17 protein-coding genes and 5 tRNA genes are annotated in these 11,257 nt (G+C 37.4%); 16 read left to right on the top strand and 6 right to left on the bottom strand.

Annotated elements, in window-relative coordinates; all coding sequences use genetic code 11:
* Positions 1-48 precede the first annotated feature (48 nt).
* The 5 genes from G6W42_RS09570 to G6W42_RS09550 all read right to left on the bottom strand — a co-directional run bounded on the left by G6W42_RS09570 (position 49) and on the right by G6W42_RS09550 (position 637).
* Positions 49-138: transfer RNA gene (locus G6W42_RS09570), tRNA-Ser, on the bottom strand.
* Positions 139-196: 58 nt separating this feature from the next.
* Positions 197-352, bottom strand: a complete 156-nt coding sequence (locus G6W42_RS09565) for a hypothetical protein (protein ID WP_194173822.1) — start codon at positions 350-352, stop codon at positions 197-199.
* A 31-nt stretch (positions 353-383) separates the two neighbouring features.
* A tRNA-Cys gene (locus tag G6W42_RS09560) sits at positions 384-457 on the bottom strand.
* 9 nt (positions 458-466) lie between these two features.
* Positions 467-553, bottom strand: a tRNA-Leu gene (locus G6W42_RS09555).
* A 9-nt stretch (positions 554-562) separates the two neighbouring features.
* Positions 563-637 (bottom strand) — tRNA-Gly (locus G6W42_RS09550).
* A 106-nt stretch (positions 638-743) separates the two neighbouring features.
* Here G6W42_RS09550 and G6W42_RS09545 point away from each other — a divergent pair.
* The 8 genes from G6W42_RS09545 to G6W42_RS09510 all read left to right on the top strand — a co-directional run bounded on the left by G6W42_RS09545 (position 744) and on the right by G6W42_RS09510 (position 5,417).
* A tRNA-Ala gene (locus G6W42_RS09545) sits at positions 744-819 on the top strand.
* A 191-nt stretch (positions 820-1,010) separates the two neighbouring features.
* A complete protein-coding gene (locus tag G6W42_RS09540; protein ID WP_194173821.1) occupies positions 1,011-2,231 on the top strand; it encodes a tyrosine-type recombinase/integrase in 1,221 nt (406 codons plus the stop codon).
* Positions 2,232-2,236: 5 nt separating this feature from the next.
* The gene (locus G6W42_RS09535; protein WP_194173820.1) at positions 2,237-2,902 is read left to right on the top strand and encodes a hypothetical protein; all 666 of its coding nucleotides are present in this window, start codon (positions 2,237-2,239) and stop codon (positions 2,900-2,902) included.
* 258 nt (positions 2,903-3,160) lie between these two features.
* Entirely contained in the window at positions 3,161-3,373 is a 213-nt protein-coding gene (locus G6W42_RS09530) for a helix-turn-helix transcriptional regulator (RefSeq protein WP_002940639.1), read from the top strand.
* Positions 3,370-3,639: a hypothetical protein gene (locus tag G6W42_RS09525; RefSeq protein ID WP_194173819.1), complete on the top strand. Its 270-nt coding sequence runs from the start codon at positions 3,370-3,372 to the stop codon at positions 3,637-3,639. The genes G6W42_RS09530 and G6W42_RS09525 overlap by 4 nt, the downstream gene beginning before the upstream one ends.
* A gap of 4 nt (positions 3,640-3,643) precedes the next feature.
* A complete protein-coding gene (locus G6W42_RS09520) occupies positions 3,644-3,880 on the top strand; it encodes a hypothetical protein (protein ID WP_194173818.1) in 237 nt (78 codons plus the stop codon).
* Entirely contained in the window at positions 3,858-4,607 is a 750-nt protein-coding gene (locus G6W42_RS09515) for a phage antirepressor KilAC domain-containing protein (protein ID WP_194173817.1), read from the top strand. Before G6W42_RS09520 ends, G6W42_RS09515 begins: the two co-directional genes overlap by 23 nt.
* A 51-nt stretch (positions 4,608-4,658) precedes the next feature.
* A complete protein-coding gene (locus G6W42_RS09510; RefSeq protein ID WP_194173816.1) occupies positions 4,659-5,417 on the top strand; it encodes an aspartate carbamoyltransferase in 759 nt (252 codons plus the stop codon).
* An 840-nt stretch (positions 5,418-6,257) separates the two neighbouring features.
* Here G6W42_RS09510 and G6W42_RS09505 read toward each other — a convergent pair.
* Entirely contained in the window at positions 6,258-6,479 is a 222-nt protein-coding gene (locus G6W42_RS09505; protein ID WP_194173815.1) for an XRE family transcriptional regulator, read from the bottom strand.
* 157 nt (positions 6,480-6,636) lie between these two features.
* Between G6W42_RS09505 and G6W42_RS09500 the strand changes: the two genes are divergently transcribed.
* From G6W42_RS09500 to G6W42_RS09465, 8 genes are all read left to right on the top strand, one after another.
* The gene (locus G6W42_RS09500; protein ID WP_194173814.1) at positions 6,637-7,002 is read left to right on the top strand and encodes a hypothetical protein; all 366 of its coding nucleotides are present in this window, start codon (positions 6,637-6,639) and stop codon (positions 7,000-7,002) included.
* Complete coding sequence (locus G6W42_RS09495; protein ID WP_035169955.1) at positions 6,999-7,235, top strand: hypothetical protein; 237 nt, start codon at positions 6,999-7,001, stop codon at positions 7,233-7,235. The genes G6W42_RS09500 and G6W42_RS09495 overlap by 4 nt, the downstream gene beginning before the upstream one ends.
* The gene (locus G6W42_RS09490; protein WP_194173813.1) at positions 7,232-7,570 is read left to right on the top strand and encodes a hypothetical protein; all 339 of its coding nucleotides are present in this window, start codon (positions 7,232-7,234) and stop codon (positions 7,568-7,570) included. The genes G6W42_RS09495 and G6W42_RS09490 overlap by 4 nt, the downstream gene beginning before the upstream one ends.
* A gap of 102 nt (positions 7,571-7,672) precedes the next feature.
* Positions 7,673-7,987 (top strand): hypothetical protein, encoded by a 315-nt coding sequence (locus G6W42_RS10605; protein ID WP_242042738.1) that lies wholly within the window; start codon positions 7,673-7,675, stop codon positions 7,985-7,987.
* A 399-nt stretch (positions 7,988-8,386) separates the two neighbouring features.
* Entirely contained in the window at positions 8,387-8,611 is a 225-nt protein-coding gene (locus tag G6W42_RS09480) for a hypothetical protein (protein ID WP_194173812.1), read from the top strand.
* Positions 8,605-8,871, top strand: coding sequence for a type II toxin-antitoxin system RelE/ParE family toxin (locus tag G6W42_RS09475; RefSeq protein ID WP_194173811.1), 267 nt, complete (start codon positions 8,605-8,607; stop codon positions 8,869-8,871). Before G6W42_RS09480 ends, G6W42_RS09475 begins: the two co-directional genes overlap by 7 nt.
* Before the next feature lie 431 nt (positions 8,872-9,302).
* Positions 9,303-10,031: a spore coat protein gene (locus tag G6W42_RS09470; protein WP_194173810.1), complete on the top strand. Its 729-nt coding sequence runs from the start codon at positions 9,303-9,305 to the stop codon at positions 10,029-10,031.
* Positions 10,032-10,107: 76 nt separating this feature from the next.
* The gene (locus G6W42_RS09465) at positions 10,108-11,232 is read left to right on the top strand and encodes a PepSY-associated TM helix domain-containing protein (RefSeq protein WP_194173809.1); all 1,125 of its coding nucleotides are present in this window, start codon (positions 10,108-10,110) and stop codon (positions 11,230-11,232) included.
* Positions 11,233-11,257 lie beyond the last annotated feature (25 nt).

The raw sequence follows: 11,257 nt of genomic DNA, 5'->3' as shown, positions 1-11,257 counted from the left end.
TTTTTATAATTTAAATTTTTAAAAAACCTGAATAAGATTGAAGTAAAGTGGCCGGGAGATAGGGATTCGAACCCCAGGAGGCTTTCACACCTCAACGGTTTTCAAGACCGCCGCTTTCGACCGCTCAGCCATCTCCCGATTAAAGATTTGTGATTATAGCCAACTTTGCTTAAAATTTGCTATAACCACCAAAAAATTATTCTGTTTTTTCCTTGACGTAGCTAGCTCCGTCATTGATCTTTTCTTTAGTCCATTCTTTGGCGTTATGAGTATCTTCTTTTACACCGTGCCAAGTATTTGAACAACCTACCGCAAAAAATGCCACACATGCGATTAAAAACAACTTTTTCATTGTTAATCCTTTAATTTGGTTTTTTGAAGTCTGGAGGCGACACCCGGATTCGAACCGGGGATCAAAGCTTTGCAGGCTCATGCCTTACCACTTGGCCATGTCGCCACTTTTAGGTGGTGCCCGAGACCGGACTTGAACCGGTACGGTAAAAACTACCGAGGGATTTTAAGTCCCTTGCGTCTACCATTCCGCCACTCGGGCAAAATTTAATGGAGCGGGAAACGAGATTCGAACTCGCGACCCCAACCTTGGCAAGGTTGTGCTCTACCCCTGAGCTATTCCCGCATTAAAAATTGCAATGTTACCCAAAAGTTGCTTAAAAATTTATTTTGTAAAATGCAAATTTCAAAATATTGTAAGGCATAAAAAGATAAAATACCAAATCTTTTTTGGGGTTATAGCTCAGCTGGGAGAGCGCTTGAATGGCATTCAAGAGGTCGGCGGTTCGATCCCGCTTAACTCCACCAAGTGACGTTTTCAGGGCTTTTCAAACCTTGTCAAAAAACACCTTTCAAAGCCCAAGTTTAGGGCTTTTATCACTTTTTAAGCTCTCACTTCTTATCATTGCATTTCATCTAATATCACTCTTTTGAGTGTATATCTGAGTGTAAAAAAATTTTTTTTCTAACTTTTTACACTCAAAATTAAGGGTTACGAAATGGCAAGCTTTGCGAACGATTTGGCACTAAAAAAATTTACACTCAAAAATAAAAATCGTGAGTGGGTAAAAGATGACGGAGTGAAATTTTTATATGTGCTTGCATACAAGACCCAAAAAGAAACCACCAAAACATTTTATTTCAAGTATCAAGAGAGCGACGAGAAGCGGACGACAAAGCAAATCAAAATAGGCAAATATCCAAGTATCACGCTAGCAGAAGCAAGAGCGAAAGCTTTGGAGCTAGAGAGGCTAAGAGATAGGGGCGAGGACTTGCAGACGGCCACGGCCAAGCAAAAGGCTATCACGTTTAAAGACGTAGCCGATGAGTGGATAGACAAAGAGCAGAGCAAAGGGCTAATCGCTTTTAATAAGCAAATCGGACGTATCGAAAAAAATCTAACCCCATATCTAGGCGATAAAGCCATAACCGAGCTAAAACGCAGGGACTACGCGCACGCAATAGAGCAGATACAAGCACGAGAAGCAAAAAGGGGCATAACGCACGAAACATCGTTAAGAACTTTTAGGCTACTCCGTAAGATTTTAGACTTAGCAGTAAATAAAGGCTACATCGAGCATAACCCAACAAGGGATATTATCTTTAACGACGCTTTCAAAACCTCAACAAATAACCACTTTAAAGCCATAACAGAACCTAAAAAGCTAAAAGAGCTATTAGGTGCAATAGAGGAGTATCAAGGCTCGTTTTGCACCAAGCAGGCATTAATATTTGGCGTGTATACCTTTTTGCGTAGTGCAAACGTGAGAGAATTAAAATGGCAATACATAGATTTTGAGAATGATTTAATTACATTTCCAGGCGAGGCGATGAAGCTAAGAGAAATTTTTTATATGCCAATAAGCAAGCAGGTCAAGAAGCTTTTAAAAACAATGCTAGAGCATAAAAGGGGCGATTTTGTCTTTCCTAGTGGCATAAGCGCAACAAGGCCGCTAAGCGATAGCACACTCAACCAAGCGATTAAGCGGTTAGGCTTTGGCGATGAGATGGTTTTTCACGGCTTACGCACGACAGCAAGCACCCTACTAAATGAAAACATCAAAAATCACGGCTTTAGTAGCGACGTGATAGAGCTTTGCCTTGACCACAAAGAGCGAAGCAGTGTAAAAGCTATTTACGACCGAAGCCAAAGGCTAGACGAGCGAGCCAAATTAATGCAGTGGTGGAGCGATTATTTAGATGGTTTAGTAAAGGAGTAAAAACAATGACAGAGAACAAAATCGCCCTAAATGAATTATTAAAAATGGAGATGGATAAAATAATGTTAAAAGATGATTTATTAAATTTTTTGTCACGATATGCAAATAAATACCCACAATTTCAAAGCGAGGCTAGTATTTATGAGTTAAAAGAAAGTTTAATTTTTTTAAAAGATTTTAATACTGAGGGCAATACTTACGTAGATTATTCCGCCAAATTTACCATAAATAAATACATTCAAGATTTAGAAACCATAGCCAAGAAAAAAGAACGCAAACAAACAAGAGATGAACGCCTACTTAAAAAAATCGAAAAAGCTATTAATGCATTATACGATATAAAAGAGGATTTTTTTATGGGTGAAGATATTGACGAAGAGGACCAAAAGGCTATGTATCCCGATGAGATAAAAATGCGTAAAAACATAGATGATTTAATATACGGACTTTACTCAAAAATTGATTTTTATAAAAAAGATGAAAATATTACACCTACAATAGCAAACAAAAAATTTGATAAATCTTTTTTTGAACTTCTAAACGAAAGAAAAAAGAATAATAATATTAGCCCCCTAGAGTTAGCCAAAGCAATAACACAATTAAGGGTTACTATAAGAAACATTTTTAACAATAAGCCAAATATACGGATAAAATCCGACAGAGAAGCATAAAAAACGCCTTTAAAATTTTCTTACATCGAAAGCAATGTATGAAATTTATTTTTTGCATTAAAACTAATGCAATCTTTTAAAAACATACATTAAAAAACAAATATCTTTTATTTTTCTAACATCGATTTTAACGCTATTTTTCTACTAGCTATTAATATTTTTATTTATTAATATTCTTACATCAAATCAATTTAAGCATATCAAGCTTGCAAGCATTCAGGCTTAATTATTTTGAAAAATTACCAAAAAGGATAAACAATGCAAGATAAAACATTACTAAGCTCAAAAGAAACGGCGGAGCTTTTAGGCGTAGGCGTATCAACACTTTACAGATACAAGAAATTAAGCGATTTTCCGAAACCTATCTTTTTCACAAATGTTACAAAACGCTTTAAAAGAGATGAGGTAGAAGCCTTTATTAACAAAAGACAAAATGAGGGCAGACCATTACCACAAGGGGGCGAAAGATGAACGCCTACACGCCAAAATATAACGATATGAGCGAGGAGGATTTTTATTTAGGCTTTATGCTAATAGTAAAAGAGCGTAACCTTAGCCTATTTAAAGCCATAAAAGAGGGCGAAACTAGCAAGCAGACCGATGAAGCCCTAGACCTAGCCCTTAGCTTTTACGATACATCGCTACAACTAGCAGGAGAGATTAATAAACTCGAGGACAAAATACGACGGCTAAATTTTAAGCCGTCGAGTAACGCACCTCAACGCAAGAAAGGATAATAAGATGAGGTTAGAAATAACAACAGCTGGCAAAGGCGGAGCGATAATCGCTATCGAGCCTCAAAAGATAAAAGAATTTACTAGCCATTTAAGAACTTACGGCGTTTCAAGTGTGAAAGAAGCACCACAGGGGTTAATAAATATGGCTTACGACCTATTTTACATTAACAAAAACCTAAGAAAGCAAGTAAGAGAATTAACAGAACAAGGATACAACGATGAAAGCAATAGTAACGTTTAATAATTTAGATTTAGAAGTTTTGGAGTATCAAGACACGTGGAGCTTATCAAATAAGCAAGTAGCCGAGGGTTTTGGCGTAAGTGAGGAAGCTATCAGGCAACAAAAGGCTAGAAACGAGTTTAAAGAGAGCGTGCATTTTTACACCGTGACAAATTGTAACGGTGGCGCGGATAAGACATTTTGGACGAAAAAGGGCGTTATTACTTTGGGCTTTAAATTGCGCGAAACTCCACAGACGATTTTATTCAGGGACTGGGCGAGCGATTTTATCCTAAACAGCAATAACCGCCCTACTACTATTCAAGATTTTTTAGATAATCCTCGCTCACTTGCTGAGCTAGCTCTAAGATATGCCGATACACTAGAGGAAAATAAACGCCTAGAAGCTCAGGCGATAGAAAATAAGCCTTATATTGCATATGCTAAGACAATTGAAAGCAGCAAAGGCGATATTAAAATAGGCGAATATGCGAAAATCCTTTGTGATAAAAATAAAGGCGTAATTATAGGACAAAAGAGTTTATTCGCTTTAATGCGAGAACTAGGGATTTTAATGTTTAATAACGAACCTTTGCAAAAGTATCTAAATATGGGCTATTTTAGACGCAAAACACGACCTTTTACAAAGCCAAACGGCGAGCAATGCTTAGACCTTATCACTCTAATAACACCGAAAGGACAAGTAAAGCTAGCCGAGAGGTTGATTAATGCAATAAAAAATAAATAGTTAAGTCAAAAAGGGCGGAGCAGACAAACCGCCCTTTAAAAGTTAATTTCAATGAATATTTTAGCAGAACTTGCAAGCATTATCAACACAGCCGAGAGCAAAATTTACATAGACACCATAAGGGCGACTTTTTATAAAAAGGCTATCACACAAAAGACCCATAAAAAAATCGACCTTTTAAAATCGATCGCTCGAAAATATGGCAAAAAATGGCAAAAGCTAGATAAACAGACAGCAAAAGCCGTCAAGATAGAGCGCCGTTATGAGTTTCGAGATTATGAGATAGTAAATATTTATGTGCTTAGTGACTTGCCTATTTTTTACGCTACTTTAAAATCGTCAGGCAATGAACCACAAAGGGCGTTATTTGAAGTTTATGGACTTAGGCAGTATAACAAGACACCACCACCCAAAGAGTTAATAGCGGAGCTCCTAGGCGTGATTAATAACGTTTCATCTCTTGACCTTTGTTTTGATAAGGATAGCCCCTTTAACCTTGACCCTTTTTGTGATGAGGTTATTAGCTTTGAGAATACCAAGTATCTAAAAAACAACGATGTATTAAGTAGAGTGTATTTTTATGACAAAGCAAAAAAGAATAATCTAAACTTGCCTATTTACCGAGCCGAAGCCGTAGTTAGCATAAATCCCAAAAGTAAAGATAACCCCTTGCCACTCAAACAAAGGCTAAATTTACAACTCCCTTACGCCCTAGATGAGTTTAAATCCATACTAGACAAGACCACTAAAGAGCAAGGCACAATCAAGCCCTACAAGTCAAAAGAAAACAAGAGAGAGCTAAGAGCATAATTAGCCGAGATTTTGGCTCATTACCTCAACGCAGGATATTTTTATGCGTTAGCCTAATTTTTGGCTTACGTAGTGAAGCCCTAAACCAGCTCCAACAATGAAACCTAAACAGCCCTATTGTCGAAGCTCGAGGCTTGAAAGTGAAACGCAAAAGATGACCTAGATTTAATCTACCTCATCGTTTCAGTTTTTTCTGAAACGATGACAGCAGCCAAAGGGGTGGATTATATCCGCCTCCATAAAAAAAGGGAGGCAAGTTATCCACAAAAAAAGGGGAAACCTAGTAAAAAAATGGATTTCACAAAAAAACGAAAACGGCTTTTAACCTTAAGCCAAAACAGCCCTTTTTTTGCTTGCTTAAGGTTTTATAAAAAAGGGTATTGCAAAGCGTTTCACTCTCTACCATTGTTTTGGCTATTTTTACCCTTTTTTGTATAAGTCAAAATCAAAGCCAGCACCGAGGGGCTAGAGCTTAGCACGCAAGCCACGCACGAGCGAAAATAGCAATTTAAGAAAACGAACGTATAGTGTGCCCTAGTAAAACTACCCTACAATGACCTTTTTGTTACAAAAAATCTCCCTTTATCCTTAAGTAAAAAAATTAATTATCAAGGGGGCTAAAAATAATCGGGGTCGGCGGTTAAAAAAATCAGGGTCGCAAACAAAGAAACAAGCAAGACTAGCGAGATCAAAAATGCCCCTAAATGTTAAAGAATATCGTATTTTACGCAGTTAGAGCCAAGATCAGAGTTGAGCTAGGGGAATTAAATACCAGTAGCTTTTAAATGATGCCACAGCTGACACCCTAGAGGGTGACACGTGTAACGTTACAAAATGATATTAATCCTCTTTGCTTTCAGTGTAGGGCTTGACTACTTCAACGATTTTATCCATATCAAGCGATTTAATGTAATTTTCAAGCATAAATTTTAAATAAGGTGGGTAAGGCGTGCGAGACCCCCACGCATTAACAGTAGCGTATGGGATACCAGATAGCTCACTAAGACGCTTTTTGTTAATGCCAGCTTTATTTAACAAGCTTTGAAATTCGTTTTTATCCATTTTTAAGCCTTTATTTTTCGTAAAATAATAGCATAACACAACAAAAAATCAAAATTAAATATTGTTACGCTATTTTAATTAATAATCTTTTAAGTATCGTTACAATATGATTTTACTTAAAATTAATAGCGTAAATATACTTTTAAAGGAGCAACAAATGTTAATCCCAACCAATTCAGACAGACCAATGTTTAAAAGGTTTCATGAGTTTGTTATCGAGCAGAACAACGGCAACACAGAGGCAAGCGAACAAACGCTTTATGATGTAGCATACTCGCTATTTTATGAGAGCCATGCGCTAAAAGGCGAACGAGATAGGGCATTTCAAAGCCTAGGCAGAACAAACGCTTTATTTGCCAAATCAGAGGAGCAAAACGAGCAATTAAAAGCCGAGCTAAAGCAAAAAAGCGAAAAGCTAGGGGAAATGGTAAGCGACTACGTAATAGCACTTGATGAAATTAACGAGTTAAAAAAAGAAAACGCAGAGCTAAAAAGCAAACTATCACTAAAGGAACAAAAATGAAGTTAGTTTTTAACGAAATCAATAAGAATTTTGAGTTAGGCGTTGAAATAACTTGCGTATTAGGACAAGTATCAACGTTAATGCTAGCACTAGCAAATAAACACGAGAGCATAGACGATAAAGAGAGACTAAACGCTACTTATCTACTAAGTGGCATTTTGCTCGATATTGCCTCTACGCTTGATGATTATGCGCTAAAAGACACAAAAGCGACTAAGGAGCAAAGAAAATGACAGCTAAAAGATACGTAAAGTTATACGAGCTTGAAAAAGCCAAAAGCTTTGATGAGCTAATAAGCACACTAGAGCAAAGCGAGAACGTTAGCAGAGATGAAGCCGTTTATCAAGCAGGGGCTAAGGCGTGGCTATTCGTAGATTATTACATTAACGAACTCAGGCACGCAGAAGCACAAGTAAAGCACTTAAAAAGACAGCTTGACCGCCTAAGCCCTAGCGATAAAAGCAAAGATGACTTTAACAAAAATAATCCCTTAGAAGCCAAAGGGATTTTTAAATGGCATAAGCCCTTAAAAGGTGCGAGCTTACAAAGAAGCAAGCGAGCAAGCTAATCATAATCTAAGGGGGCAAGGCTAGCCCCTAACCTCATCACTTCACGAGAGAATAAACAGCCTTTTTCATAAAATACTAAAAAAATCAAAAAGACTAAAACAATGCTACCAAAAGAGCTTAATACGCTAGATACCTTTTTTAAAATCCTTGATAAGTTTTACCCAAACTGGGAAAAGCGAACAGATGATTATTACCTAACCGAAATAGCCTTTTTAATCCTAAAAGTATTTAATAGCCCTTACACGGACGAAACTATTATTAACAATTTAAGAGTTATGAAAGTGAGTAAATACAATGATGAGCTAGCCAAAATTTACGCTTTGCCACTAGAGGCTTACAAGTGGATTATGCAAAATAGAATGAAGCCAGACAGAGCAAAGGCGAGCGTAAAACGATATGTAAAAAACGCTATGTAAAGAAACGGCTATTTATTTAAATACCAAAGCATAAAAACAGCAAAGAAACGGCGAAAGCTTTCCCAAATGCAAAAAGTCGCATCAGACGAGTTTAAAAAAGCAAGTGGGAAAAGTTACCATACAAATAACGATAAAAACAAGACTAAAGGCAAAAAGTTACCGCTAAAAAAGCAAACAAAAAAATGAGCGCTCAGCTGAAGTCCAAAAAACGCTACTATCGGCAAAAACTCAAAAATCAAAAATAGAAATGAGCGCCTAAGTGAATACTATGCGAATACTAGCAAGCACGAAATAAGCGTATAAGGCAGGCAGTTAATAAATAAAAGTGAATGCCAAAAAGTGAATACTAAGCCACCTTTTAACAATACAAGCTAAAATAATCAAAAGAAAGGGTTACAAATGCAGACATTAACCATACGGACAGATGACGCCGATTTTATAAAAAAAGCAAGAGAGATATTAATAACGCTAGCTAAATTTGACGGCGTGAAGCTAAACCTAAGCGATGAGGTTAAATATCAATCACGCTTTAGCGATTATGAAGCGGACGTTGAAGCTATCAGGCGTGGAGAGCTTGAAACCTATCCGCTGGAGGGAATACGTGATGAGATAGCCAAATGGTAATTAAGCGCACGGCACGTTTTAACCTCGAGCTAAGGGTTGTATTTGACTTTATCGCAAAAGATAGCCCAAATCGGGCGGGGGGTTTTGTAAGTAAGTTGTTGGACGCTGTAGAGCTTTTGAGCGACAATCCACAACTAGGACGAGCGATAACAGACGACAAAAGAGAGCTAATCGCAAAAGGCTATGTAATACCCTACTTAATTGACAAAGATGCCATTAAACTTTTAGGCATTTACAAGGCTAACGAGTGGGAAGCGTGAAACGTATAAAAGCGATAACGTTTCACAAAATAACCTTAATTAAGTTTTCGAGCAAAAAAGAGATGAAAACTAATTTTTCTTAAGCCAAAACGACCACTTTAAGCGTCCGAAACTTAAACCATTTAACTTTACTACTTTACAATCCCCTATTTTAGGCACTTACAATTATTTTGTATTGAAAACTAAACTTTTCATAACCAAAAATTTAAGCGCTTAAACCTTAAAAGCTTGAGTGTAAGTTTGAGTGTAAAAATTCTTGCTTTTAATTTTCTAAAAATACGATAATAACGGACTTTAAAGCTAAAATCATTTTTCGCTTAACTCCACCATGATTTTTATTTCTCTTTTTACTTAATACATTTTCACCATTTTTTACTAAATTACGCATCATTCTTATTTAAAAATTCAGAATTATTCCGATATATTACGAAATGCAGAATTTAAAACAATATGTAAATGAAATTTTAGAAAACCACAGTGACGAACGCGTTTTCAGCTTTGAATTTGATGGGCAAAAATTTTGGTTAAAACGCATTGAAGAGATCATCGAAGGTGGCTTTTTGACTAAAATTTTCAAGCCAAATCCTTATAAATCATTTGCTGCTGAGATAAAAAAGCTTGAAATTTTAAACGAAGCAAATGCCCCTGCACCAAAACTCGTGCTAAAAAGCGATGTGTTTTTCGTCATAGAAGATGTTGGAGAGCCCATCTTTCAGCTTTTAAAGTATAGCAACGATGAAAAATTTAAATACGAAATTTTACTAAAAGCAGCCCGCGCACTAGCTGGACTCCACGCTCTAAATTTCGCACATGGACGCCCAGCACTTAGGGATATCGCCATAAAAAATGACGAGGTCAAGTTCTTAGACTTTGAGTCAAAATTTTTTACTCACGACATAGAACTTCAAAAGAGTCGAGACCTACTAGTTTTCATACACGAGCTCTACCGACAAAAAATTTCACATGAGATAGTAAAAGAAGTGGTTAGTGAATACATTAACGCTGGCGGAGCTCAAATTTACTCGCGCTCGCTGCAACTAATAGTAAAATTTAAACCACTCTACCACCTGCTAAAGCCGTTTAAATCTCTAAACAAAAAGGATCTAAACGCAGCCATTAGAACCTTTGAGTATCTCCTGCCGATCGCTCAAAATAAATAGCAAATTTATCACCAAATTTATCTCCGCTTAACAAAAAACAAATTAATATTCGTTATTAAAATCTAAAAGGAGATATATGCTTTTTAAGCGTAACAAAATCATTTTCAACATCCACCTAATAATCGGCCTGCTCGCGGCTATACCGCTACTTATCATGACGCTTATGGCGCCATTTGCCTCGTATAGAGCCGAGATAAAAGAGGCTATAAACGACAAATATATAAATTTAGCGCCCAGTGAAAAGTCAAATTTAAGCCTAAGCGAAATTCTAGCCAAGGCAAAAGACGAGATCAAATTTGACACGCTTGAAAATGTACAAATCGGCGGCGAAAACAAAGCTTATAGCATCAGCGTCACCAAAGATAAAAAGCTCTTAAATTTCTTTATCGATCCAAGAAGTGGCGATGTGATAAGCGAGGACTGGGGCGAAAAAGCTCGCGTCACCATCCTAAGCCTTCATAGAAATTTAGGCCTTGCCCTGCTTGATAGTAAGGTCCCAGCCGACATCGGCAAGCAAATAGTCGCCATTAGCTCGATCATCATGGCGCTGCTTGCCATCAGTGGCCTCATCCTCTACGCTCCAGCGATCAAGCGAAATTTCTTAAATTCACTAAAAATCAAGCCAAACACAAAGGGTTACGCCTGCTTTTACAACCTCCACACGAGCCTTGGCACCTACGTGGCGATCCTGCTTATCGTGATGTCGCTAACTGGCCTTTACTGGTCTTATGGCTGGGTCAGAAGCAGCGTAAATAGCATATTTTTCGACCTAAAACCAAGCGAGATGAAAAAATCAGCACCGCAGCGAAATTTGATCCCGATAAGTAACGAGAAATTTAAAGAGATCGAGTCTGCGGAGCAAATTTTTAAAGAAAATGTCACGCTAGAGCTAAAATCACTCACGATAAACGTGCCTGAAAACAACCAAAGCACCTACACTATAAACTACGAAACTGCCGAGAGTCAGGTAGGCAAGCTAAAGCTTGACGCAAGCGCTGGCAAGATAAAAGAAAATAAGCTTGTTAGCAAGGCTGAAAGCATCCCAGAGGCAAAAAAGGCGGGTCGAAAAGTGCTTAGTGTGCATACTGGAGAGATCTTTGGCGAGGTCGGTCAGGTCGTCTTTGCCATCTCTTGCGTGATAGCCGTTTTACTAATAATAACTGGCTTTTTGATGACCATAAAAAGGAGCAAAGCCGTCTAAATAAAAGTAAATTTTTACCTTGCTT

The organism is Campylobacter concisus, assembly GCF_015230015.1.
Taxonomy (GTDB): domain Bacteria; phylum Campylobacterota; class Campylobacteria; order Campylobacterales; family Campylobacteraceae; genus Campylobacter_A; species Campylobacter_A concisus_AF.
This window is presented reverse-complemented; position numbering and strand designations above follow the sequence as displayed.

What these genes read in the sequence shown, in the direction of transcription:
- G6W42_RS09565 (WP_194173822.1), bottom strand. Translation starts at nt 352, where the DNA reads ATGAAAAAGTTGTTTTTAATCGCATGTGTGGCATTTTTTGCGGTAGGT.
- G6W42_RS09540 (WP_194173821.1), top strand. Translation starts at nt 1,011, where the DNA reads ATGGCAAGCTTTGCGAACGATTTGGCACTAAAAAAATTTACACTCAAA.
- G6W42_RS09535 (WP_194173820.1), top strand. Translation starts at nt 2,237, where the DNA reads ATGACAGAGAACAAAATCGCCCTAAATGAATTATTAAAAATGGAGATG.
- G6W42_RS09530 (WP_002940639.1), top strand. Translation starts at nt 3,161, where the DNA reads ATGCAAGATAAAACATTACTAAGCTCAAAAGAAACGGCGGAGCTTTTA.
- G6W42_RS09525 (WP_194173819.1), top strand. Translation starts at nt 3,370, where the DNA reads ATGAACGCCTACACGCCAAAATATAACGATATGAGCGAGGAGGATTTT.
- G6W42_RS09520 (WP_194173818.1), top strand. Translation starts at nt 3,644, where the DNA reads ATGAGGTTAGAAATAACAACAGCTGGCAAAGGCGGAGCGATAATCGCT.
- G6W42_RS09515 (WP_194173817.1), top strand. Translation starts at nt 3,858, where the DNA reads ATGAAAGCAATAGTAACGTTTAATAATTTAGATTTAGAAGTTTTGGAG.
- G6W42_RS09510 (WP_194173816.1), top strand. Translation starts at nt 4,659, where the DNA reads ATGAATATTTTAGCAGAACTTGCAAGCATTATCAACACAGCCGAGAGC.
- G6W42_RS09505 (WP_194173815.1), bottom strand. Translation starts at nt 6,479, where the DNA reads ATGGATAAAAACGAATTTCAAAGCTTGTTAAATAAAGCTGGCATTAAC.
- G6W42_RS09500 (WP_194173814.1), top strand. Translation starts at nt 6,637, where the DNA reads ATGTTAATCCCAACCAATTCAGACAGACCAATGTTTAAAAGGTTTCAT.
- G6W42_RS09495 (WP_035169955.1), top strand. Translation starts at nt 6,999, where the DNA reads ATGAAGTTAGTTTTTAACGAAATCAATAAGAATTTTGAGTTAGGCGTT.
- G6W42_RS09490 (WP_194173813.1), top strand. Translation starts at nt 7,232, where the DNA reads ATGACAGCTAAAAGATACGTAAAGTTATACGAGCTTGAAAAAGCCAAA.
- G6W42_RS10605 (WP_242042738.1), top strand. Translation starts at nt 7,673, where the DNA reads ATGCTACCAAAAGAGCTTAATACGCTAGATACCTTTTTTAAAATCCTT.
- G6W42_RS09480 (WP_194173812.1), top strand. Translation starts at nt 8,387, where the DNA reads ATGCAGACATTAACCATACGGACAGATGACGCCGATTTTATAAAAAAA.
- G6W42_RS09475 (WP_194173811.1), top strand. Translation starts at nt 8,605, where the DNA reads ATGGTAATTAAGCGCACGGCACGTTTTAACCTCGAGCTAAGGGTTGTA.
- G6W42_RS09470 (WP_194173810.1), top strand. Translation starts at nt 9,303, where the DNA reads ATGCAGAATTTAAAACAATATGTAAATGAAATTTTAGAAAACCACAGT.
- G6W42_RS09465 (WP_194173809.1), top strand. Translation starts at nt 10,108, where the DNA reads ATGCTTTTTAAGCGTAACAAAATCATTTTCAACATCCACCTAATAATC.